A 23,739-nucleotide genomic window follows, 5' to 3' on the forward strand; every position below is an offset into this window, starting at 1 on the left:
ACGCGACCTTAGGATTGGAAGCGGTAGCCCATACCGGGTTCGGTGATCAGGTGCTTCGGGTGTGAAGGGGTCTTCTCCAGCTTGCGCCGGAGCTGCGCCATGTACACGCGCAGGTACTGGGTCTCGTTGAGGTGCTTGGGTCCCCACACCTCCTGCAGGAGCTGCTTCTGCGTCACCAGCCGGTCGGGGTTGCGGGCGAGGACCTCGAGGATTCCCCACTCCGTGGGGGTCAGGTGCACCTCGCGGTCGCCGCGGTGGACGCGCTTGACGGTGAAGTCGACGGTGAAGGTCGAGGTCGTCACAAGTGGTTCGTCCGGCACGTGCGCCGAGGTGGTCTTCCTGCGGACCGCGGCGCGCAGCCGGGCGAGGAGTTCGTCCATGCCGAACGGTTTGGTGACGTAGTCGTCGGCACCCGCGTCGAGCGCCTCGACCTTGGCCGCTGAGTCGGTGCGCGCCGACAGCACGATGATCGGCATCGTCGACCAGCCACGCAGGCCCGCTATGACGTCCACGCCATCTACATCGGGCAGGCCGAGGTCGAGCACGACGACGTCCGGCTTGCCTTCCACCGCGATGCTCAGCGCGGTTCTTCCGTCGTAGGCCGTCATGACGTTGTAGCCGTGAGCGCTGAGGTTGATTCTCAACGCGCGCACGATCTGTGGTTCGTCGTCGACCACCAGAACCGATGTCATGCCCTGCTCTCCTCGTACACGGGTAGCGAGATGACGATCGTCAGTCCGCCGCCCGGGGTGTCCTCGGCGGTGATCTCGCCGCCCATCGCGTCGGTGAACCCCTTGGCCACGCTCAGCCCCAGGCCGACGCCGGGGGTGGCGTCGCGGTCGCCGAGGCGCTGGAACGGGGTGAAGACGCCGGTGATCGCCTTCTTGTGCAGGCCTGGGCCGTGGTCGACGACGCGCAGTTCGACGTGGTCGCCGTGGGTGCTGGCGCGGACGGCGACCTCCGGCTCGTCCTGGGTGATGTGTCCGTCCCCGTCCACGTCGACGCTGCGGCGGGGCGACATCCGGCCGTGCCGCAGTGCGTTGTCGATGACGTTGGCCACCACCCGTTCCAGCAGGCCGATGTCGGCCTCCACAGGAGGCAGGTCCTCGTCGACGTCGACTGTGACCGCACGGCGTTCGTCCACTGCGGACATCGCTCTGGCGACGACCTCGTAGTAGCCGACCGGTCGCATGATCGGCGCGACGGAGCCGGTGGCGAGGCGCGAGGAGTCGAGCAGGTTGTCCACCAGGCCGTTGAGGCGGTCCGCGGACTCCTCCACCGTCTCCAGAAGCTCGCTCGTGTCCTCTTCAGACAACGTCAGGTCGCGGTCGCGCAGGCTGCCGATCGCGGCTTTGATCGACGTCAGTGGAGTGCGCAGGTCGTGCCCGACACCGGAGAGCAGGGCGGTACGCAGCTCTGTGGTCTCGACCTTGCGCTGGGCGTTCCTGGTCTCCTCGGCCATGCGCTGCTGGCGCAAAGCCATCAGCGCCTGCCCTGCGGCGGCCTCCAGCACGCGCTGGTCGCTCGCCGGCAGTGCCCGGCCCCTCAGCGCGAGGTGGATGTCACCGGTGACCGCGATGTCGGCGTCGGCCTCGTCCGGATCGTCGCAGGGCCGTGCGCCGACGCACGCGACGCGTTCCCAGTCGCCACCCCGCTTCTCCAACAGCGCCACCGACTCCAGGCCGAAGTTCTCCCTGATCTTCTCCAGCAGCCGCGCCAGCGGGTACGGGCTGGTGAGCACGGTGCGGGAGTAGGAGGCGAGCAGGGCAGCCTCGGTGCGAGCGCGGGCGCCCTGCTCGCCCAGGCGAGCCGCGCGGTCGACCACCAGAGCGACGATCATGGCCACGGTCACCATGGCCACCAGCGTGATCACGTTCTCCGGCGAGTTGACCGCGAGGCTGTAGTAGGGCTCGGTGAAGAAGTAGTTGAGCAGGCCGGCGCCCAGGAAAGCACTGACCAGCGCCGGTCCCAGTCCGCCGATCAGCGCGACCACGCAGGTGGCGAGCAGGAACCCGACCAGGTCGGTGGAGTAGGTGATGTCGTCGCGCCAGTACAGGCCGAGCACGGTGGTCAGCCCCGGCAGCAGGACGGACGCCGCCCACCCGGTGAGCTGCCGGGACGGGCTCAGCGCGTTGCGGCCGATCTTCCAGCGCAGACCGCGGTGCGACTCGTCGTGCGTGACCATGTGGACGTCGATCGCGCCGGATTCCTGCACGACCGATGCGCCGATGCCCTCGTCGAACGCCCGTGCCAGACGGGAACGCCTCGATGTGCCGAGAACCAGCTGGGTGGCGTTCACCCCGCGCGCGAACTCCAGCAGTGCCGTGGGCACGTCGTCCCCGACGACTTGGTGGAACGTCGCCCCCAGGTCCTCGGCCATCTTGCGGCACCTGGCGATCAACTCGGGCGTGGCGCCGGTCAAGCCGTCGCCGCGCATCACGTGCACGACGAGCAGTTCCGCGCCCGCGCGCAACGCGATCCGCCGTGCGCGGCGGATGAGCGTCTCGCTCTCCGGCCCTCCGGTCACCGACACGACGACCCGTTCGCGGGTCTCCCAGGTCTCGGTGATGCGTTGCTCGGTGCGGTACCGCTGCAGGGCAACGTCGACCTGGTCGGCCACCCACAGCAGAGCGAGCTCCCGCAGTGCGGTGAGGTTGCCGACCCGGAAGTAGTTGCCCAGCGCGGCGTCGATCTTGTGTGCGGCGTAGATGTTGCCGTGTGCGAGTCGGCGCCGCAGTGCCTCCGGTGTGATGTCGACCAGTTCGAGTTGGTCGGCCCGGCGCACCACCTCGTCCGGCACGGTCTCGCGTTGCTGGACTCCGGTGATGCGCTGGACGACGTCGTTGAGCGACTCGAGGTGCTGGACGTTCACGGTGGACAGGACGTCGATGCCCGCGTCGAGCAGCTCTTCGACGTCCTGCCAGCGCTTGTCGTTGCGCGAGCCGGGCACGTTGGTGTGGGCCAGCTCGTCGACGACCGCGACCTCAGGGGCTCGGGCGAGCAGGGCGTCGACGTCCATCTCGCTGAAGTCGACGCCGCGGTGCTGGAACTCCCTGCGTGGCAGGATCTCGAGGCCGTCGAGCAGGTTCTGGGTCTTCTCCCTGCCGTGCGTCTCGACGAGGCCGACGACCACGTCGGTGCCGCGCTCCCGGCGTCGGTGAGCTTCGCCGAGCATGGCGAAGGTCTTGCCGACACCGGGAGCCGCACCGAGGTAGATCCTCAGCTCGCCGCGACGACGCTCAGGCGGCGTCGATGGCACGGTTGAGCGCCGTCACGTTGACGGTCGTGGTGAACGTTCCCTCGGTCGCGGCAGCCACCAGTTCCTTCACCCTCTCCGCCGACAGGCCGCTGCCCTTGACGACGCGAGGGATCTGGATCTCCGCGTAGGCCGGGCTGATGTGCGGGTCCATGCCCGAGGCCGAGGCGGTGACGGCGTCCTGCGGGACCTGGTCCTCCGACACGCCTTCGCGCTGGGCGATCTCTGTGCGGCGTTCGGCGACGACCTTCGTGTAGTCCTCGTTGATCTCGCTCTTGTTGGAGCCACCGGACGCGGGGAGCGTCGCGGCGGACGGGCGCGGCACGAAGTACTGGTCTCCCTCGCGTGCCACCGCCACGAGCGTGGTGCCGGTGGCTTCCGCGTTGCCGTGGAGCCCAGGAACGCGGGACACGCCCCACACCACGGCCGGGTAGGCCACGCCGAGGATCACGGTGAGCGCCAGCAGGATGCGAAGCCCTGCCCACGCCTGCTTGAAGAAGTTGTCCATTGGTTCAGCCGATCCCGGGAACGAGTCGTACGAGCAGGTCGATCAACCAGATCCCGGCGAACGGTGTCACGATGCCGCCGAGGCCGTAGATCAGCAGGTTGCGCCGCAGCAGCGCGCTGGCGCTGGACGGCCGGTACCGCACACCTTTGAGCGCCAGCGGGATCAACGCCACGATCACCAGCGCGTTGAAGATCACCGCGGACAGGATCGCCGACTGCGGAGTCGCGAGGCGCATGATGTTCAGCTTGTCGAGCGCGGGATAGATCGCCGCGAACATCGCGGGCAGGATCGCGAAGTACTTGGCGAGGTCGTTCGCCACGGAGAACGTCGTGAGCGCACCGCGGGTGATCAGCAGCTGCTTGCCGATCTCCACGATCTCGATGAGCTTGGTGGGATCCGAGTCCAGATCCACCATGTTCCCGGCTTCCTTCGCCGCGGACGTACCCGTGTTCATGGCAACACCGACGTCGGACTGCGCGAGCGCCGGGGCATCGTTCGTGCCGTCACCGGTCATCGCGACCAGGCGGCCACCCTCCTGTTCCTTGCGGATGAGGGCCATCTTGTCCTCGGGCTTGGCCTCGGCGAGGAAGTCGTCCACGCCTGCTTCCGCCGCGATGGCCTTGGCGGTCAACGGGTTGTCGCCCGTGACCATGACCGTCCGGATGCCCATCGCCCGCAGCTCGGCGAACCGCGCCTTCATGCCCGGCTTCACGACGTCCGAGAGCCGGATAACTCCCAGCACCTCGTCGTTCTCCGCGACGACGAGCGGCGTGCCACCGTCAGCGCTGATCCTGTCGACGACGCCGCGCACCTCGTCGGAGGTGCTGAACCCGCTGGCCGCGCCCTTGCGGATGCGGCGGTCGCCGAGGTCGATGCCGGACATCCTGGTCTGAGCGGTGAACGGCACGAACTCGCCCGCCTTCTCCGTGTCCGACGGCTCGGGCGGCAGGCCGTACTTCTCCACGCACAGCTCGACGACGCTGCGGCCCTCGGGCGTGCCGTCCGCGAGGCTCGACAGCCGCACGACCTCAGCCAGCCTGCGCTCGTCGACACCGCTCGCCGCGATGAACTCGGTGGCGCGCCGGTTGCCCCACGTGATCGTGCCGGTCTTGTCCAGCAGCAACGTGTCGATGTCGCCCGCCGCTTCCACGGCCTTGCCTGACGTCGCCAGCACGTTGCGCTGCACCAGCCGGTCCATGCCGGCGATGCCGATCGCGCTCAGCAGCGCGCCGATCGTCGTGGGGATGAGGCAGACGAGCAGGGCGGTCAGCACGATCACGGACTGCTCGCCGCCGGAGTAGATCGCGAACGGCTGCAGTGCCACGACCGCGAGCACGAAGATGATCGTCAACGTGGCCAGCAGGATCGTCAGCGCGATCTCGTTCGGCGTCTTCTGCCGTTCCGCGCCTTCGACGAGGGCGATCATCCGGTCGACGAACGTCTCACCGGGCTTCGCGGTGATCTCGACGACGATCCGGTCCGACAGGACGGTCGTACCGCCCGTGACCGCGCTGCGGTCCCCGCCGGACTCCCGGATCACGGGCGCGGACTCACCGGTGATGGCCGACTCGTCCACGGTCGCGATGCCTTCGACGACGTCACCGTCACCGGGGATGGTCTCCCCCGCCTCCACGAGGACGAGGTCGCCGAGCCGGAGTTCGGTGCCGGGAACGCGTTCCTCGGAGCCGTCCTCGGTCAGCCGACGCGCGACCGCGTCCTTCTTGGTCCTGCGCAACGACTCGGCCTGCGCCTTGCCGCGGCCTTCCGCGACGGCCTCGGCTAGGTTCGCGAACAGGACCGTGAACCACAGCCACAGCGTGACCGCGATGCTGAACACACTGGGTTCGGCGATCGCGAAGAACGTGACCAGCAGCGAACCGACCCAGACGACGAACATGACCGGGTTGCGCAGCTGGTGGCGCGGATCGAACTTGCGCAGTGCGTCCGGAAGGGACTTGAGCAGCTGCTTCGGGTCGAAGATGCCGGTGCCGACCTGGTGGCCCAGGTTCTCGGCGTGCCGGTCGCGGACCTCTTCTGGAGTCCGCTGAATCGTGCTGGTCACAGCAGTGCCTCCGCGATGGGACCGAGAGCGAGAGCGGGAACGAACGTGAGCGCGGCCACCAGCACGATGCTGGCTCCGAGCAGGGTGGCGAACAGCGGGCCGGTGGTGGGCAGCGTGCCCGCCGTGACCGGCACCTTCTTCTGCGCTGCCAACGATCCGGCGAGTGCGAGCACCGCGATGATCGGGATGAACCGGCCGAACAGCATGCACAGGCCGAGCGAGGACTGGAACCAGTCGCTGGTCACCGTGATGCCGCCGAACGCGGACCCGTTGTTGTTCGACGCCGACGCGTACGCGTACAGGATCTCTGACAGTCCGTGCTCGCCCGGGTTGTTCAGAACCCCTTGCGTACTCGGGAGGATCGCCGCGATGCCGGCGCCGATCAGCACGACCGTCGGCATCGCGAGGATCGACACCGCTGCTGCCGTTACCTCCCTGCGGCCGAGCTTCTTGCCGAGGTACTCAGGCGTGCGGCCGACCATCAGGCCCGCCAGGAACATCGCGATGATCGCCATCACCAGGATGCTGTAGAGACCCGTGCCGACACCGCCCGGCGTCATCTCGCCGAACAGCATGTTCAGCAGGGTTCCGCCACCGCCGAGACCCGTGAAGCTGTCGTGCCACGAGTTGACCGCGCCGGTCGACGTACCGGTCGTGGAGTTCGCGAAGATCGCGCTGCCGGCTAGGTCGAAGCGCAGCTCCTTGCCCTCCAACGGCCTGAGACCCGATGCTTCCGCACCCCAGATGACGGCGAGCATCGCGGTCCAGATCGTGCCCATCACGCCGAGCAGGACGTAGCCCTGCTTGGTCTGGCCGACCATGCGGCCGAACGTGCGGGTCAGCGCCACCGGGATCACCAGCAGCAGGAAGATCTCGATCAGGTTCGTCCACTCGTTCGGGTTCTCGAACGGGTGCGCCGAGTTGGCGTTCAGGACGCCGCCACCGTTGGTGCCGAGCTCCTTGATGACTTCTTGTGACGCGACCGGGGCGTTGGCGACAGTCTGACCGTCAACGTCCACGCCGGACTTGAGGCTCATCGTGACGCCCAGTGCGATCAACACGATCGCGAAGACGAACGCCAGCGGCAGCAGGATCCGGAGCGTGCCACGGGTGAGGTCGACCCAGAAGTTGCCCAACCGGTCGGTCTGGTGCCGCACGAATCCGCGGATCAACGCCACCGCGACGGCGAGACCGACGGCGGCAGAGACGAAGTTCTGCACGGTCAAGCCGATCATCTGCACCGTGTGGCCCATGACGGCTTCCGGCACATAGGACTGCCAGTTCGTGTTGGTCACGAAGCTGATCGCGGTGTTGAACGACATGCCCTCCGGCACGTTGCCGCGGTCGAAGTTGAACGGCAGCACGGACTGGATCCGCTGGATCAGGTAGAGGAACACGATGCCGACGAACGAGAAACCCAGCACGCCGTAGGCGTAGGTGCTCCACTTCTGCTCGGCGTCGGGGTCGATGCGGGCGAAGCGGTAGATCGCCAGCTCCACCTTCGAGTGCTTCTGGCGCGGTTCCACTTCCTGGACGCGGAAGACCCGCGCCATGTAGTCGCCGAGGGGCCGGTAGACGACCGCCAGGGCCCCGATCAGGATGCCGACCTGAAGGAGGCCGGCCGCGAGGGGTGACATCAGAACTTCTCCGGCCGGACGAGTGCGATGAACAGGTAGACGATCAGCGCCAAGGCGATGACGCCCGCGATGACGTTCGCGGTCAGACCGGTGCCGCTCACAGCTTCTCCAGTCCGCGCACGGTGAGGCCCAGCACGAGGAAACTCACGATCAGCAGCAACGCGTAGGCCAGGTCGGCCATGACGCGCTCCCTTCCGACGACAGACGATGTGACCCTGACGCCGGGAAGCGTGCACCACGAAAGACGCTGGTCAGCGTGGCCTGACAACACCTTGACACCGGCGGTGGCTTCCTTGACGCGTTCTTTACGCGCGGAGATCCAGGTCTCACTCCAAAGAAGCTCGCAATGTCACTTAACGTCATCCAGGCCATCGCTGAGGTGTCGTTCAAGGATGTTGTTTCACCTGTTTCGGGCGGGCCTTGTCCGGCGTGCTTACCCCCTGTGTTCCAGGCTCAACCGCACTCCTCCGGCTGTAGCAGCGTCCGCACGACGAGTTTGCTTTCGCCGCAACCCTTGCGTCGTCCTGACGCAGAGATTCCGTAAAGCCACTTGCCGGTCTGAGCTCGCTTCCCGTTGCATGGAAGCATGATCCGGTCCTCGTTTCCGACCGCACTGGTGACCGGCGGGAGCAACGGCACGGGCTACAAGATCGCCAGTGCCCTCCTCGCCGACGGTCACGCGGTGGTGCTGCACGCCCCTAAAGCCGAGCAGAGCTGGGAGGCCGCGCAACGCCTTGTCGAGTGCGGTGCCGATCCGGCACGTCTGCACCCCGTCGCCGCCGACTTCGCCCACCTCGACGAGATCGTCATGCTGGCCAGGCAGATCGCCGCCGGACACCCGGTGCTCGACCTGATCGTCAACGCCGCCACGGTCATCGGCACCGACGGTTGCACCATCACCGAGAACGGCAGCGAGCTCGCCGTCCAGGTGCACGACCTCGCACCGGTCCTGCTGACCAAAGAACTCGTGGAGTCGATGGGCAGGTCATCGACTCCACGAGTGCTGTGGCACCACAGCGGGATCAGAGCCGTGCCGGCGCAACGTCGCGACACCGACTAGTCCCTCCCGCCCACCGTCTGGAAAGGACACCCTGATGCGCGATCTGTTCCACCGCCAGCTGGACGTGCTCGTCCTGCAGCTCGCCCACATGTGCGACCTGACCGCGATCGCGATCCGCAAGGCCACAGACGCGTTGCTCGACAACGACCTCCAGCTCGCCGAGCAGGTGATCGCCGACGACCACGTGCTCGACGAGGCGCGTGACCGCGTCGAACACGACGTCCAGTTGCTGCTCGCGCTTCAGTCACCGGTCTGCGGCGACCTGCGCACGATCCTGGCCGTCGCGCTGTCCGTCGAGCGCGTCGAACGGATGGGAGACCTGGCCGAGCACGTGGCGCTGGCCGTGCGCCGCAGCCATCCCGACCCCGTGCTTCCCGCGCCGTTGCGTGCCCGCTTCGAGCAGATGGCCACGATCGCCACCCGGTCGGCCGTCACCGCGGGCTGGGCGGTCCGCGGTTCGAACCCGGTGCTGTGCCGAGAACTCGACACGCTCGACCACGAGGTGAACGACCTCCACCGGTCGCTGTTCGCCGTGCTCAGCTGCGCCGAGTGGCGGCACGGCGTCACCGCAGGCGTCGAGGCCGCGCTGCTGAGCCGCTACTACGAGCGGTTCGCCGATCACGCGGTCTCGGTCGCCCGCCGGATCTCCACCGCCTACTCCTCCAACTCGGCCAGCACGTCCTCCGCGTCGGTGTTGCCCAGTGCGGCCAGCCTGCGCAGCTCATCCAGGTCGCCGCGCTCGCCCGCCAGCTCGACGAGCTGATCGGCCGCGTCGGAGCTGCCCGCGTCCGCGAGCCTGCGCAGCTCGTCGAAATCGCCACGTTCGCCGGCGAGCTCCACCAGTTGGTCCACCGCGTCCTGATCACCGTCGTCCGCGCGGCGACGCAGTTCCGTCAAGTCGTCCATGTCCACCATTCTGGTCAGCCTCCGACGTGGATGCCCGGCCGGCGCTCGGGATCGGGTTCACTCGCCCGGATGATCTCCCGCACGACCGGTGCGGTGTCACCCCTGCCCAGCAGCAGGTAGCGGAAGAGGTGACCGAGCGGGTTGCCCTCGCTCCAGGCGAAGTGGCAGTGCGGCCGCACGCCGGTGCAGTCGCGCAGAGCGAGCAGGATCGCCGCGATGGCGTTGGGCGCGGCCGGACTGTCGGCTCGGAGGATCCGGTGTCCGTCGATCTCCACTCCCCGCACCTGCAGCACCTCGCTGAAGTCCGACGGGTCGACCACGTCAATCTCCAGGAACATCACGTCCGCGGTCCCCGGTACGGGGTTGATGCCCCGTTGCTCGGCCTCCTTCTCCGCGTACTCCGCCGCGTCGCCCGCTTGGCGGCGGTTGGCGATGATGGTCACCGCACCGTCGAACGCCAGCGTGTCGGCGACGAACCGGCGTGCGGTCTCATCGAACTCGATGTGCTCCACTCGCAGCTCGGTCGTGCGGGTAACGCGGGAGACCAGCGAGATCGCGATGATGCCGAGGATGAAGAACAACGAAATGGTCAGGCCGTCCGGCTTCTCGATCACGTTCTCGACCAGCGCGTAGAGCAGGATCAGCGAGAGAACGGTGAACGCGATCGCCGCCGGTTTCTGCCGGCGTCGCGCCGCCGAGATCACGACGGCGACCGAGGCGGACACCATCATCGCCAGGATCCCGGTCGCGTACGCGCCCGCCTGGGCGTTGACGTCTGCGTTGAAGATGATCGTGACGAGGATGCAGACCACCGTGTAGACGATCACCACCGGCCGCACCGCTCGTGACCACTCCGGCGCCATGCCGTACGAAGGCAGGTAGCGAGGCACGATGTTGATCAGGCCCGCCATCGCCGAGGCACCTGCGAACCACAGGATCAGGATGCTGCTGATGTCGTAGGCCGTGCCGAACGCGTCACCGAGCAAGCCGTGCGCGAGATAGGCGAGCGCTCGTCCGTTGGCCTCGCCACCGGGCTGGAACTTCTCGGCCGGGATCAGCACCGTGGTCACGAAGCTGGTGGCGATCAAGTACACCGACATGATCAGTGCGGCAGCGGTGAGCAGCTTGCGCGTGTTGCGCACGCGGTCCTTCAGCCGCTCTTCCGCGGTCTTCCCCTTCGAGGCCACCAGCGGCATCATGCTCACGCCGGTCTCGAAGCCCGACAACCCCAGTACCAGCAACGGAAACGCCAGGATCGCCGGGCCAACGACACCACCACTCGTGGACGTCAGCGCGTCCAGCCACCGGTCGAGCGCGGCCGGCTCTGCCAGCACCTCGACGACACCCGCCACGACGATCACGGCGTTCAGCACCAGGAAGACCGCTACCAACGGGATGGCTACCCCGACGGCCTCGCTGAACCCGAGCAGGAACACCCCGCCCAGCACCAGCAGCAACACGACGGTAACCGCGACCTCGTGACCGTGCAGGAAGCCCGGCGCGTAGGGGTTCTCCAGCAGGTGCACGGTCGCGTCCGCGGAGGACAGCGTGATCGTGATGATCCACGAGGTGGCCACGAACCCCAGCAACACCAGCACGAACAGTTTGCCGCGCCAGAACGGCAGCAGGTTCTCCAGCATCGCGACGGACCCCTGCCCGTGCGGGCTCTCCTTGGCCACGCGCCGGTACATCGGCAGCATGCCCAGCAGGGTCAACGCCACGATCAGCAACGTCGCCAACGGCGAGACCGCTCCGGCCGCGAGCGCTGCGATGGCCGGCAGGTACGACAGGGTGGAGAAGTAGTCCACGCCGGTCAGGCACATCACCTTCCACCACGACTGCGGCTCGGCGTGCGCCTCCCCGCTCTCCGGCCCGATCACCGGCTGCACCCGGTGCTCCAGCATCCAGCGCCCCAGCCCCGTCGCGGGTGCGGCCGGACGCACCGGGCTGTCCACGCGTTCAGGTATCGCGTGTTGCTGCGACGTGTCGGTCATGCCTTGCCCCCGAGATGGTGTCCAGTCATTTGGGAGCGAGTCAACTTCGCGTGAAGTCCGGCCCATGTAAAGGCAGGAGGGCACGGCATCAAGAACGCGTAAAAATTTGCTGCGCATTGGGGTGAACCCTTCCTCAGCGCTCGCACGGCGGGTGAAGCTGACCATGTGTTCGAGCCCGCGACCGTGGTGGACTGCGCCGTTTACGTCGCCGGCAAACGACTCCCCGGCGAGTGGACGTACACCGCCGCGCTCACCGAGGTCCGGGGCCGCGGCGAGGGGTTCGTCTGGATCGGCCTCTTCGAACCGGAGAGACAACAGTTCCACGGGCTCGCCCGCACGTGCGGTTTACGCGACCAGGCGGCCGACGACGCGATCCGCAGACACCGTCGCCCCACCCTGGACCACCGCGGCGACACGTTGTTCATGGCGATGAAGACCGTGTGCCACGTCGAGAACGAGTCACCCGAGACGGCCAACGAGATCGTCCTGACCGGCGAGATCATGGCGTTCCTGGGCAAGGATTTCATCGTCACCGTCCGACACGGCCAACACTCCGGCCTGCACGGCTTGCGCACCGAACTCGAAGCCGAACCAGAACGGCTCCAAGCCGGCCCCGCCACCGTGCTGCACGCGATCGCGGACCGCGTCGTCGACGAGTACCTGTCCGTCACCGACGCGTGCGAGACCGACATCGACCTGATGGAGTCGCTCGTGTTCGCTGCGCGCAGCCAGGTCGGCGCGGAACAGATGTACCTGATGCGCCGCGAGATCCTCGAACTCCGCCGGGCCGTCGCACCGCTCGCCGTGCCACTGCATCGCCTCGTTGAAGGCGCCACGCCGTTGGTCCCCGACGAAGTGCGGTCCTACCTCCGCGACGTCGAGGACCACCTGACCACGGTCTCCGAACGAATCGCCCGCTTCGACGAACTCCTGACTTCGCTGCTGAGCGCCACCGTCGCCAAGGTGACGCTCCAACTGAACGGCGACATGCGCAAGATCTCCTCTTGGGTGGCGATCATCTCCGTACCGACCATGGTCGTGGGGGTGTACGGCATGAACTTCGACCACATGCCCGAACTGCACTGGACCTACGGGCGCCCGCTCGTGCTGTCCGTCGTGCTGATCGCTTGTGTGGTCCTCTACCGGCTGCTCAAGCGGAACAAGTGGCTGTAGCGCGGGATCGACAAATGTCGCAGCATCCAGACCTGCACGTCGGGACATAGCCGGAATACTTGAGCAGCTGCGGATGCAGCCTGGTCACGAACCGCGTCTCGGTCACTTGGCGAGTTCCCGGTCGATCGTGGTCTTGAGCGCGCTGTAGCTCGGAGGGCCCTGGAACTTGGTGCCGTTGATGAAGAACGTGGGCGTGCCCTGGACTCCGACGGTGGTTCCGTCCTTGCGGTCCTTGAGCACGCGTTCCAGGGTGGCCGGGTCGTTCACGTCGGCTTCGAACTTCGCCATGTCCAGGCCGAGGTCGCGGGCGAAGCCGAAGAACGTCTCCCGGTGCGGGACCCGCTGGTCGCCCCAGTTCGCCTGGGTCTCGTACATGCGCTTGTACATCGCTTCGAGCTTGCCCTGCTTTCCGGCGGCCTGGAAGGAGAAGACTGCATCTCTCGACCGCGCTGGCCTTACAGAGCTATCCATCAACGAGGTTCGCACTCAAATATCCGGCAAGATGGGATCTAACTACATATACAATCTTCGGTATCACACGGGATGCGGGCAATCCTTCTTTAATATCATGCTAGAATTTCCCAGAGAGGGTCGCAATTTTAGAATGACAGTTGCGCTTGAGCACCTTCCCCTGAAGCAAACTTTGAAGGTGATTACAGCGTTTTAGGTGTCGAACGCGTGCATCTCGCTCAGCCAGAAAACACATCAGAACCTGCGATACGGACATGCTTCACTACATCGCTGCGCACACCTTAGCACAACTTCGCTCCGGACGATATCTACGAGCTCGATCAGCTCCGATCTCCAGTTCCCGACGAAGGGCATCCGCCTTTATAAGCCGACGATGCTCAGACCAGTGCCGCGCATCAACTCGCCGCGCAAGAGAGCATCATCGTCTGCCCGCACGGCGGCTGACTCACGTTGGCCATCAGCCTGTTACACCTACAGATAGCCAACCAGCTTGCGTTGAGGCGACGCTGTACCTCCTGCGGCGCCAGCACTCTACGCACCGATCAGGTCCGCCTGAACACAACCATTGGTCAATCGAACAGGTGCGCTCTTCGTCGCTCGTGGCCGGCGTGGATCGTCGTCAACGCTTGCAACTTTCGCGTGGAATGCTGTTGAGCTCCCGGCACATCACCATCCGAAACTCGCCGAGCGACTCCTTTGCAACGGTTTCGGCGTTAACCAAAGTCGCTTTCAGTCGAGCTTCGTCAGCCTGCCGCCTCAACATGGCACATTCGGGACCCATTCCTGGCACTCCCGTCAGGCCTTTACCCGTCGCACCCGAACATTCCGCATATGCCAGCACTTCAAGCTCCAGATAGCGCCGCATAGGAACGACAAGCTGATCGAATTTTAATGCCACGTCCAACGCTTCTTGACTGCCGTGCGTGAAGACCTGATCTTGAGCAGAAATCAGTGCAAGGTATTTCTCGTCCCCCGATCCTGCCATCGCCCTGCACTCAGGAAGCTCGGCCAGCCGCTCAGGCGACACGTCAGCGCACCGCCGGAACTCTGGACGGTCGGCGTACGCGGTAGCAGCTCTCTGATACCGAATGTAGACCTCCTTCCGAATCTCTCGCTGCGCTCTTTGCTTATCCTCATTGATTTGGGCTTGCATCACCAGCTGTTGAGCGGCTGCCGACCGATCGGCGCTGTACCCGGTGAACCACCCGCCTATTGCCGCCCCGCCGAGGGCAGCAAGAGCCGCAATCAAGGTTGGCAGCCACACGGTGCGTTGCTCCGGCCTGGTTTCGCGAGCGGTGGCACGACGTCGTCGGTCGACAACTCCATGAGTCCTTCGCGCCACCATCGGGCAACCTTCCTCGCCTGCCTGTGAATACCCCGGACCTGCTAAGTATCTGTCCAGCGCGGTCGCCGGTGTCGCAGCCGTCGCGCTCCCCCTCATCACCGCGCCCGCAAACCATATTCGGGCTGATGCTGCTGCCGTGTTTGTCGAGCTAACCACGGCACCTCGGCGCTCGCGATTACGGCCGCTTTCGGCGACCACCTGACAAACTCCAGAAGCGCCCATAGTACGGACGCACTTCTCGGCACGAGCAACGCCGCCGGCCGCCCTCAGAGGGTGCATCTGGTCGACCAGCTCGTACCGTTTCACGTCCTGCGGCTGTGCAGCTGATCTCAGGGCAATCTGTACGACGTTGGCGGACGAAGAGACGAGGCTCGATTCGTAGTTTCAGAGAGCGCGGCGCCCTCATCCTCTTCCGCAGGATTCTCCAATGTCCTGCCGAAGGCACAAATCGCGCGTTTGGGGTGAGGACACGTCGCCCCGCCACGAGCCACCTACCCGGCGTTCGCATCTCCATCCTGTGCGAACGACGAGGGAAGAAGGTCCGCATACTCGCGCTTGACGTGATCGAAGCCTTCGGAGATCGACGGATCATGCTCGAGCGCCTTCGTCACGAACTCCAGGCGCCGGTTGTTCTCGTCGATGAGGTCCCGCCAGCGCCGGACGTACGCCCGCACCTTTGGGCGTCCCGGCTTCTGTTCTGGGTCGAGGAAACAACCCATGTCACCCGGCTTGAGCCGGTTCTCCACGAGTTCGTGGAGATCGGTGCCGACCAGGACGAAGTCCCACTCCGCCTTCTCGGTGGCGAATGCCGGATTGGCGAGGACGGTGTTGGCGTAGTCCTCGACCTGGTCGAGTTCACCGCGCCTGATCATCACATCCGGCGCTTTCAGCTCGACCACGAGGTGGCGGACGCGGTCGTGTTCGCGATACCTGGTGGCGAGGTGCAGGTCAACACGTCCGGTTTTGCCGCTCCAACGCCTCACCGGTTCGACTCCCCTGACAGGCAGGCCCTCGAGCCGCAGGTGTGTGCGCACGAGTTCCGTCAAGCCACGTTCACTGCTCATGAGGTGGTAACCCTCGCCGAAGATCCAGAGCTCCCGCTCCAGGATCTTGTGGAGATGGTCGCGCTCCCCGACCTCCGACGAGTCCTGGGGATCAAACAGCAGATGTTCGAGTCCGGCCAGGAACTTGTGGCGGTTCGTCACCAAGTTGGCAGATCTGATGATCGCAGACATGGTCGTCTCGCTCAGCAGGCCGGTGAGCGCGTCGCGGTCCTCGGGTTTGAGCGCGACGAGCTCGTGGATGATCGTCGTCAACTTGTCAGGATCGTGCCGGAGCGCGTCCCTCAGCAGAGCAAGGGTGAGGCGCGCGTTGTCCTTGCGTTTAGAGATGTGCGGGACAAGGGTGCCGGAAACGACGTCGAACACCACTCGCTCAATCCGCTCGGGTTCGGTCTTCGGAGTTCCTTTGTACGGATAGACACCTGTGGACTTCCACTGGTCCACCTGCTCGCGCCGGCGTTCCCGCCGCCTGGTGTTGAAGTGTTCGCGGATCGCCTGCCGAGCTGCTTTCCACAGGTCGGACACCGGCGAGCCCGCCATGTCCCCGAGGCCGATCACCTCCAGGTGTTCGGAAGTGAGCCCCTCCCAAGTGATGTAGGCGGAGTAGGGGAACTGTGCTTCGACGTCGCTGCCCGGCTCCTCGTACACGAAGCGGTGCTCGTCGGGGCCGAAGTAGAGAGCGCGGTGCTTTCCTGAACGCCACTCGATGATCCGAACCTGACAGTGGTGCGTCGCCGATCCGTCACTGAACTCGACCGGAATCGGCGTGTCGCGCAGGATCTCCTTCTGTGGTTCGAGGGCATCGCCCTCGTATTTGATGACTAGATCCTGTTCGTTCAACAGCACCGGCGCGAAGTGCGACCTCAAGGTCGTCGTGGCAACGTCATTTTCCAGGGCACCCAGGCTCCGCTGCTGCTCGTTGAAGACCGTGACCGTGGTTCCGGACTCGTCGCCGGGAGCCGGAGCGACATCCCAACGGACACGGTGCCGATCCTTGCGGTCACCGGAGATTGTCACGAGCTGCACGACGCCTGCTGTGTTGGCGGCACAGCTCTCCCACACAACGTGCGAGCCCAGAGCGAACGCCCGGAGCCTTCCCTCCCCAAGCTTGCCGTGCAGCTGGCGCTTGTTGTTCTTCGATCGCTGAGCGGCCTTCTTCCAGGAGTTGCCGATACGCCCGAAGGTATGTTCGACCTCCTCGGCTGCGACGCCGTGGCCATTGTCGACAACCCTCACCGCAGCGATCGCGTCCGTCGCGCTGCGCTCCAGCGACACGAAGATCTGCGTACCCTCAGCGTCGATAGCGTTCCAGACGAGTTCCACCACCGCACGAACTGGATCACCTTCGTGAGCCAGTCGAGCGACTAGGTCATCGCTCGTCGCGAGCACCATCTCCGGCATGAGCCAACCCTACGCAGCTGCTGCCTCGTTCGTGTGGAACGACATGAGTATTCGTCGCAGCTTTTACTGGAGGGAACGTCCGATCTCGTTGCAGGGGCTGCAATATCCTCGATAGGGCTTTGAAAGGTGGTTGTGAGGAGCAGCACCCGAACCGCAGTCCAGACTTTGCCACAGGTCAAGGTGTCATCGGTGTGAGTACTACCTGCCCGGAGGTCGCACGCCAGACCCATGCGGGCTTTCCCGTGTCGCAGTTGCCGGCTCTTGCACTCGTCGCCTGTGAGCCGGTCACCGCTACCTTTCCTGGCTCGAACACAAGCACAGGAGCTTCCCAGGTGCCCCCAGTCATCCAGCCAGCGTCAACCGCGGCGGGAACACAGCCGTCTGGCGACTTGGCAAGGCTCGTGTCGCCTGTGAAGTAGACCCTTACGGCCGTTCCGTTCGCGTTCGTAGGTTTGGGCACGGTCAGCAACACCACGCCGACGATCACGGCAACAGTGATCGCCGCGCTCACACCGATGGCAGACAACGCCCAGCGCACCCGATCACGGACCCACACGTAGCGAACTGCCGAAGTCACGGCTCGCAACTCCGAGTAGAGGACGCCGAGCTTGTCCTCCGCGTCTTTGTACCGTTCGACATGCGTGTCATCCGCCACGCCTGTACTGATAGCGCGGAGTGTTCTCGAACGCGCCTCCTCCAAAAGCGTTACCCGCTCGGTGACAGCGGGCAATCCGCCCTCGCGCAACTCGATCTCAGCACCCGCTTCCTTCACAGCGTCGTGAATGCTGCGATCCTGCGGGCGCCACCACCTACCTCGGCGTGGACTTCTTTCGCGGTCGGCCTTGCTGATCAGAGCCACGAGACTTGGTTCGGGAACCGCCAGCGCCCAGCCGATGGAGGTGGCGGTGAGAACGATGCCCGCTACTGCCAACAAGAGCAGGCCGGTGGGCAGTACCCAGCGCCAGTCCTCCGCCACGTTTCCAAGCCTCGTGATCGTCGTAGCTCCTGCAGCCGCGGTCGCCACGCCCAGAACGATGGAACCGACCCATTTCACGGCATCGCGCTGGTCTGCGGTCAGCCGTGCGTACTTTTCGTCGGTCATCGTTGGCTCACCTTCTCGACACGTACGAGTTCCGGCTCACCGACAGTCCATTGCCACTCAGGGGCCTTGCACGGTCCACTGCGTTTCGGAATCGGCGTATCAGCGTTGGGTGGCACCGGTCCTGCGTCACCGTTGATGAAGCGAAGCACCGGACGTTCCAAGGTGCCACCGATCATGAGCGCGTAGTCAATCAGTGCGGGAGTGCAGCCTTCCGGCGAAGAGGCGATGTCCGGCGTATCGCCGAGGAACATCACCCTCACCACGCTGGGTGGACCGTCGAAGGGGCCCTCTGACTGTCCGGCCGGTACCGCTGCCGGGGTGGAGGCAGTACTCGATGTTCGCTCCGGCAGTAACCAGAGCATTGTCAACGCCCCAAGTAGCGCGATCGCTCCAACAACGATCATTGCCGCGCTTCTTCGAACGTCTGTCCCCTGATACAGCTCCGAGACCTGCATTCGAGCGGGCTCGGACGCCTCTTTCCGGTATGCCGCTTCGGACTTACGGATGAATCGTGCGGCCGTCTCCACCACCGTCTCGTCTTCTCTCGACTCCGACGGCGGTCGTAGCGCCTGCCGCAGCGCCGCCTGCCAGCGCGCAGCCTTTGCGGTAACCCCCCACATCGTTCCGAGGGCCGCGATCGTCAATGCCAGATAGGCGGCGAGAAGGGCTGCTTGTCCAGTCAACTGGTCAAGCACGTTCGGCAGCTCGCGCAGACCGGTGCTCACCGTCAGTGGCGCACCCACCGCAACCACGGCAGTGCCCAACCAAGCAAGAACCCGTCTGGCGCCACCTTCATCGTCTCTGCACATGCGTTACACCTCCGCGACCCGAGGCTGTGAGACGTATGTCGGAGCGCAGACGCTGGCGTTAGCAGTTTCGACTTGCTCCATCTGGGCTATTTGCAGTCGCCCGAACATCCGCATCAGCCAACGGGAAGATCCAGCAAGCCCACCACTCGGTCAACCGCCGTCAGCACACCGAGCTCGAGGCACCGGACAAGGCGACCGGCGTCCAGTTCCAGCCAATGCTCGGACGCACCCCGTGAAGAATGTCTTCCAGCGCGGCCCGGTCGTCGGCACCTCTGCGGCCCGAACCTGATCTTTCCGACTACACACTCATGCCGATCGGCGAGCGGCTGGGCGAACACTAGCTCGCCGTAGTTGAGCTAATCACGGCATGTCGTCGAGCCGACCAGCAACCTCCCATTGGGCCCAATGAACTGATTGGCGCCGAGGCGAGCGGTCTATCCCACATTGCGGATCCGGCGCGCATCAAGGTCGATGACCTGGCCGAGCACTTCCTGCTTGTCCCTGTTCACTGTCTCAGTGAGTGATTCGAGGCGAGCGTTGAGAATTTCGACGACGGGTAGGTCGACGTCCTCTCTGTCGGCGACGTCGGAGACCACGCGGATTTGTTTGCGGAGCTCATCCAGTTCCCTCTCTCGAGGAACGTACTGCTCCCGGACGTGGATCAGAAGGTGGTACGCGTTCGCGGGCTGGATCCGCTGCATGCTCGCCAGCAGCGTTGGCAGGAACGAGATCAGCGCGAACATGCCCACCAGCGTCCACACGGCCGTGTCCAGCGTGGCGTTCGACGCCCGCAACTCGGATAGCGCCTCAAGACGGGCGAGCAAACCGTCCGACGAGTCCCTGACATCGGCGATGGAAAGATCCATGGTTTGTGCAGCCGACATGTCGATCTGGTCGAGTCGACGGCGTATGTTGTCGCGCACCGCTGGATCCGTCGTCGTGGCAAGGTCTTCTTCCAGCGGGAGCCGCCTCGCTCTCCTCTCTGCGTCCACCTTTTCCTGGATCTGCACGGTCCGCTCCAGCTGGGACACGACGAGCTGCTTTTCGATCTCAGGCCGGAAGACGGCCAAGACCAACGGCACGGAGATGACGATGGCCGTGATGAACCCGAACACGACCTGGGGAAGCACGCTCAGCACTCTCTTCGCGCCGGTTACCCTCCTCCCGCCGTGGCCGACAAGCGACACGACCGTCACCCGCTCCAGGACGAGGGCGAGAGCGCCGAAGGCCACCCCTCCGAGCGACCCTACGACCATGCCGAACCCGAGCTGGCTCAGCGCCAGCCAGACCGATGCCCCCGCGACCAGCGCACTGACCAGCATGGAAGCACCGAGCGTGGTGTATCGGAGCCGGGTACCGGGAAGGTCGAGCAGCAGCGTGGGATCCGCGCCGGCGAGGGCGGACAGACTCCACCGCCGAGGCTGGTGACCTGTGTTCGATGAAGGAGTTCCGCGAAACGACGTGGGACGTGCGACTTCCACCCGCCAGACCTCGAACGGGCGATCGATCACGTGGTCACGCGCCGTCCTCACCGCTTCCGGACCGGCCCCGTATTTCTCCATCAAGGTGGCGAACCTGCCGGAGATGCCGTCGGCACGCGCCGGCTTCGCCCGCACGCCACCAGAAATCTGATCATCGGGCATTGAAACTCCACCACCCTCGGGGCGCCGGGCCCATGAGCTGGATCTCCGTCGCTGCGTCGGACAGGATCTGGCGCATCTCGTTCCCGGACAACTCGTTGAGCTTCATCGGTCCTGTCACCACGAGGCACCCGCTCGGTGCGCCCTGCGGGCCGAACACCGGGTTCGCCACCATCCCCAAGGGCCGTTCAGAGCCCATCAGTTCTCCCCAGCTCAAGCCGTACCTCTTCCGCTCGTCGAGCTGGATCCACCCGTCCGGTTTCAGCGGGATCGCCCGTTGGACGAAGTCGCGCCACTCCTCCGCGAGTAGTACCTGCTCGCTGACCGCGGTCCCGGCCAGACCTTTGCCGATCTTGTAGTACGGCTGGACGTTCGCGGTCGATGCACCGGCCCGAACCCCGTCAACCTTGCTCAGTCGCCGCCATGGCCAGAAGGAGGTGACTTGATAGTGGTAGACCGCGATCTCGTCCCATGGCGTGCCGAACTCGTCCACGATTGACGCGACGGTGGCGCTCAACGCGGCGCGGAGCCTGCGGTCGTAGGCCCGGATCTTGCTGTTCTGGATCGCCTGGTCGAACGATCGGACTGCGTCGTAGCAGACGAACATGGCGATCACGATCACGCTCACGTATTGCAAAACGACGTGCGACTCCCACAGGCTCCTGCTGGGCAGGTTCAGTTGTGCGAGAGTGACTACGCTGCCCGCTAACGCAGTGATCGCCGCGCGAATCAGCCGAAAGAGAACCACCGGCGTAGTGTGGATCACGACTAGCGGTCGCGACCAATTTAGTTGCAAGAAAACACTTATCGCTCGATCTCGGGCGTTGTCACCAGTCACGCCGCGCACGGCAGGGACAACACTGTCGCGGGTCGGGACACACGTTCCCACCTGCGAAAACCAAGACAAATCAACAGAGAGGATGTCGTAGTGGAATCACTCGGGCTGGCCTGCCCCCAAATCAACTGACCGTGGTGTCCTTCGCCGGAGCTGCCATCCGGCCTGGGTGCTCTCACGTACACGTCACCAGGCGGGCGGAGATACCTGATAGGAGCCAGTCGCCACAGGACCCATCTCTGTTCTTTCCACCTCGCCCGGCCCGATGCGCGCCTCCCGGCCAGGTCTCAGCGAACACGGACGACAGGTCTTAGAACGCCCCATCTGCACGACCGCACCCCACGTCACGGTATTCGGCGGGGTTGACACCCACACCGACGCCCACCATGCCGCGTCCTCGAACACCACGACCAGGTTCTCGGCGACGCCGAGTTTCCCACTCCGAGGGCTGCGACCGACTGCTCGACTGGCTATCCGGCTTCGACCGGTCGAAGTTGGTGTCTGAGAACGACTTCGTCGCACGAGTCGCGGCTGAAGTTTCGGCAGTCGCTTGCCCCCCGCCGACCGGCCCTCGGCATCGTCGCGCAGCAATCCTCGCGGGGAAGCGCCCTGACCAGCTTACAAATCCAGCCCTGACGCAAACCGTAAGACTCTCGAACCAGTTGTCCCGAAGAGACTTCCTTTCTGGAGTTAAGGGTTGCCAACGGCGCTCTTCATTTCAGCCAAGAGCGCCCTGCCAGGAGGGGCGTGCCCGATGACTCCGCCAGTCCCATGGTCATCTTCAGGATCACCAACGTCGCCCGACCCCATGCCAATGGCCGGGCAGGCCACCACCACCGAAGATCACACGGCAACGACCCAGCTGGCGGCGGCAGTGGTACAGATCCTGTTCACACCCGCACAAGCAGCAGCGCAGCTCCAGGTACGGGAGTCCTGGCTGCGCAGACGAGCCGCCCGTCGAGCAGTGCCGTGCACCTTCCTGGGGAAGCACCTGCGTTTCTCTCAGGACGACATAAAGCAGATTGTGACTGCAGCGGCACAACCTCCGAACGCGGCTACCAATAAATCTCGTACAAGTCGCAGCGCAGCGCGTAGGCGCCCGGTACGAAATGAACACATATAGGTTGCCCTTCCGCTGGAAATGAGCGTCCATCTACATGTGGCCAGTTGGCACATTCGATGAGCACGACCCAAAGGAGAGGCAATGGCTTGGATAGAGAGGCGGGGCTCTGTGTGGCGTGTTCGCTATCGCCTGGGCGACGGCACGATCTACACCGAGAACGGATACATCACGAAGACAGCGGCAGAAGACCGTGCACTGGATGTGGAGTCCGATCAACGAAGGAAACAGTTCGTCGATCCGCGTATCGAGAGGACCACTATCGACGAGTGGGTTCGGAAGTGGTCTGACGCGCACAGCGTGAGGGTGGCCACGTGGTCGAAGTACGACTCGCACCTGCGAAACCACATCCTGCCGTTCTGGTCCGGCACCGCGCTCGGCGACATTGAGCGGATCGCGGTCAAGGGCTGGGTGAACAAGACACTGCGGTCGAAGCTCACCGACCCGAGCGCCCAGGACGTTCTCAAGCTCTTCTCGCAGATCATCGGCGAGGCGGTCGACGAGAAGCTGATCGGTTCAAGCCCATGCCGGAAGCTGCGGATCGTCTTCGCCAGTTCACCAGAGCGACCCCACGCCACCACGGACGAAGTGGACGCGCTCGCAGCACGGATGCACCCCGATGACGGCTTGATGGTGATCACCGCTGCCTACACCGGGCTGCGCTGGGGCGAGTTGGCCGGACTGCAGTGGATCAACACCCACCTGGACACGAGACCTCGCATCACCGTGGATCCCGAATTCGGCGCGCTGCACGAGGCTCGGGGACACAAGCCGACTCTTGGGCCACCAAAGACACCGGCCAGCGTCCGCCACGTGCACCTGCCGCCGTTCCTCGTGAACGAGCTACTCGCACATCGCGAACGCAATCCCGACTCGCGATTCGTGTTCCTCACGAGACGAGGCCTATCTCAACGTCGATGCAACTTCCGCACACGCGCTTGGTTGCCGGCCATCTCTGGCAACGAAGCGCTCGGCTGGGCGCCGCTGAAGGAGGGCATGGTTTTCCACGATCTCCGGCACACGCAGGAGACGTGGCTCATCGAGGACGACGTGCCACGTGTGCTGAGGCTGGAGCGGTTGGGACACAAGCGCAGTTCCACCGATGACCGGTATTCGCACGTAACCGAGGCGATGATCGGTAGGATGCTCGAACAGCTCCAGCGCCGATGGGAAATCGACGGCGGCTGGTCATGGAGTATGGAAGAATCTGACGAAGCCTAGTAGATACCTACTACTTCACGAATGTGTTCAGCACCCGCGCTCCCAGATTGCTCCCAATCAGTAAGGGCACCTCGGCGAAAAGTACGTCGACAAGCCACCTGACCGGCACGTACGCACTGACCCGCCGATGAGTTTCAG

Annotated in this window: 20 protein-coding genes; 4 read left to right on the forward strand and 16 right to left on the reverse strand. The window is 65.0% G+C overall.

Translation table 11 applies throughout. The features are described from left to right. Positions 1-8: 8 nt before the first annotated feature. Genes IE307_RS06765 through IE307_RS06795 form a run of 7 tightly spaced genes read right to left on the reverse strand, consistent with a single transcriptional unit; the run spans position 9 to position 7,731 of the window. Positions 9-692 (reverse strand): response regulator, encoded by a 684-nt coding sequence (locus IE307_RS06765; RefSeq protein WP_191296748.1) that lies wholly within the window; start codon positions 690-692, stop codon positions 9-11. Beyond that, complete coding sequence (locus IE307_RS06770; protein WP_191296750.1) at positions 689-3,259, reverse strand: DUF4118 domain-containing protein; 2,571 nt, start codon at positions 3,257-3,259, stop codon at positions 689-691. The genes IE307_RS06765 and IE307_RS06770 overlap by 4 nt, the downstream gene beginning before the upstream one ends. Then, positions 3,240-3,764 (reverse strand): potassium-transporting ATPase subunit C, encoded by a 525-nt coding sequence (locus IE307_RS06775; RefSeq protein ID WP_191296752.1) that lies wholly within the window; start codon positions 3,762-3,764, stop codon positions 3,240-3,242. The genes IE307_RS06770 and IE307_RS06775 overlap by 20 nt, the downstream gene beginning before the upstream one ends. A 4-nt stretch (positions 3,765-3,768) precedes the next feature. Then, positions 3,769-5,826, reverse strand: a complete 2,058-nt coding sequence (gene kdpB / locus IE307_RS06780; RefSeq protein ID WP_191296754.1) for a potassium-transporting ATPase subunit KdpB — start codon at positions 5,824-5,826, stop codon at positions 3,769-3,771. After that, a complete protein-coding gene (gene kdpA / locus IE307_RS06785) occupies positions 5,823-7,463 on the reverse strand; it encodes a potassium-transporting ATPase subunit KdpA (protein WP_191296756.1) in 1,641 nt (546 codons plus the stop codon). Before kdpA ends, kdpB begins: the two co-directional genes overlap by 4 nt. After that, complete coding sequence (gene kdpF, locus IE307_RS06790) at positions 7,463-7,564, reverse strand: K(+)-transporting ATPase subunit F (RefSeq protein ID WP_191296758.1); 102 nt, start codon at positions 7,562-7,564, stop codon at positions 7,463-7,465. Before kdpF ends, kdpA begins: the two co-directional genes overlap by 1 nt. Beyond that, complete coding sequence (locus tag IE307_RS06795; RefSeq protein WP_191296760.1) at positions 7,561-7,731, reverse strand: hypothetical protein; 171 nt, start codon at positions 7,729-7,731, stop codon at positions 7,561-7,563. Before IE307_RS06795 ends, kdpF begins: the two co-directional genes overlap by 4 nt. Positions 7,732-8,049: 318 nt before the next feature. Between IE307_RS06795 and IE307_RS06800 the strand changes: the two genes are divergently transcribed. Then, positions 8,050-8,523, forward strand: a complete 474-nt coding sequence (locus IE307_RS06800; protein WP_191296762.1) for an SDR family NAD(P)-dependent oxidoreductase — start codon at positions 8,050-8,052, stop codon at positions 8,521-8,523. Between the two features lie 34 nt (positions 8,524-8,557). Then, entirely contained in the window at positions 8,558-9,286 is a 729-nt protein-coding gene (locus tag IE307_RS06805; RefSeq protein ID WP_191296764.1) for a phosphate signaling complex PhoU family protein, read from the forward strand. On the opposite strand, the gene IE307_RS06810 is transcribed toward IE307_RS06805, so the two are convergent. Together IE307_RS06810 and IE307_RS06815 are read right to left on the reverse strand one after the other, a co-directional pair. Next, positions 9,178-9,429 (reverse strand): hypothetical protein, encoded by a 252-nt coding sequence (locus IE307_RS06810; protein WP_229904476.1) that lies wholly within the window; start codon positions 9,427-9,429, stop codon positions 9,178-9,180. The two genes, IE307_RS06805 and IE307_RS06810, sit on opposite strands and share 109 nt — an antisense overlap. 14 nt (positions 9,430-9,443) lie before the next feature. Beyond that, on the reverse strand, positions 9,444-11,423 hold the full coding sequence (locus tag IE307_RS06815; protein ID WP_191296766.1) for an APC family permease: 1,980 nt from the start codon (positions 11,421-11,423) through the stop codon (positions 9,444-9,446). Positions 11,424-11,588: 165 nt separating this feature from the next. Between IE307_RS06815 and IE307_RS06820 the strand changes: the two genes are divergently transcribed. Then, a complete protein-coding gene (locus tag IE307_RS06820) occupies positions 11,589-12,596 on the forward strand; it encodes a magnesium and cobalt transport protein CorA (protein WP_191296768.1) in 1,008 nt (335 codons plus the stop codon). A 102-nt stretch (positions 12,597-12,698) separates the two neighbouring features. Here the strand turns inward: IE307_RS06820 and IE307_RS06825 are convergent, their stop codons facing one another. From IE307_RS06825 to IE307_RS06855, 7 genes are all read right to left on the reverse strand, one after another. Then, positions 12,699-13,067, reverse strand: coding sequence for a DsbA family protein (locus tag IE307_RS06825; RefSeq protein WP_191296770.1), 369 nt, complete (start codon positions 13,065-13,067; stop codon positions 12,699-12,701). A gap of 619 nt (positions 13,068-13,686) precedes the next feature. Beyond that, the gene (locus IE307_RS46630; protein WP_229904477.1) at positions 13,687-14,094 is read right to left on the reverse strand and encodes a DUF4407 domain-containing protein; all 408 of its coding nucleotides are present in this window, start codon (positions 14,092-14,094) and stop codon (positions 13,687-13,689) included. Between the two features lie 809 nt (positions 14,095-14,903). Further along, positions 14,904-16,874, reverse strand: a complete 1,971-nt coding sequence (locus IE307_RS06835; RefSeq protein WP_191296774.1) for an ATP-binding protein — start codon at positions 16,872-16,874, stop codon at positions 14,904-14,906. 175 nt (positions 16,875-17,049) lie between these two features. Continuing rightward, positions 17,050-17,976, reverse strand: coding sequence for a hypothetical protein (locus IE307_RS06840; protein WP_191296776.1), 927 nt, complete (start codon positions 17,974-17,976; stop codon positions 17,050-17,052). Beyond that, complete coding sequence (locus IE307_RS06845; RefSeq protein ID WP_191296778.1) at positions 17,973-18,701, reverse strand: hypothetical protein; 729 nt, start codon at positions 18,699-18,701, stop codon at positions 17,973-17,975. Before IE307_RS06845 ends, IE307_RS06840 begins: the two co-directional genes overlap by 4 nt. Before the next feature lie 518 nt (positions 18,702-19,219). After that, positions 19,220-20,428: a DUF4407 domain-containing protein gene (locus tag IE307_RS06850; protein ID WP_191296780.1), complete on the reverse strand. Its 1,209-nt coding sequence runs from the start codon at positions 20,426-20,428 to the stop codon at positions 19,220-19,222. Then, positions 20,418-21,173: an IclR family transcriptional regulator gene (locus tag IE307_RS06855; protein ID WP_191296782.1), complete on the reverse strand. Its 756-nt coding sequence runs from the start codon at positions 21,171-21,173 to the stop codon at positions 20,418-20,420. Before IE307_RS06855 ends, IE307_RS06850 begins: the two co-directional genes overlap by 11 nt. A 1,291-nt stretch (positions 21,174-22,464) precedes the next feature. On the opposite strand from IE307_RS06855, the gene IE307_RS06860 reads away from it, so the two are divergent. Further along, positions 22,465-23,601 carry a tyrosine-type recombinase/integrase gene (locus IE307_RS06860; RefSeq protein WP_191296784.1) on the forward strand — a complete coding sequence of 379 codons (1,137 nt, stop codon included), beginning with the start codon at positions 22,465-22,467 and terminating at the stop codon, positions 23,599-23,601. Positions 23,602-23,739: the final 138 nt, after the last annotated feature.

This window comes from Lentzea cavernae, assembly GCF_014653695.1.
In the GTDB taxonomy this organism is placed as follows: Bacteria; Actinomycetota; Actinomycetes; order Mycobacteriales; family Pseudonocardiaceae; genus Lentzea; species Lentzea cavernae.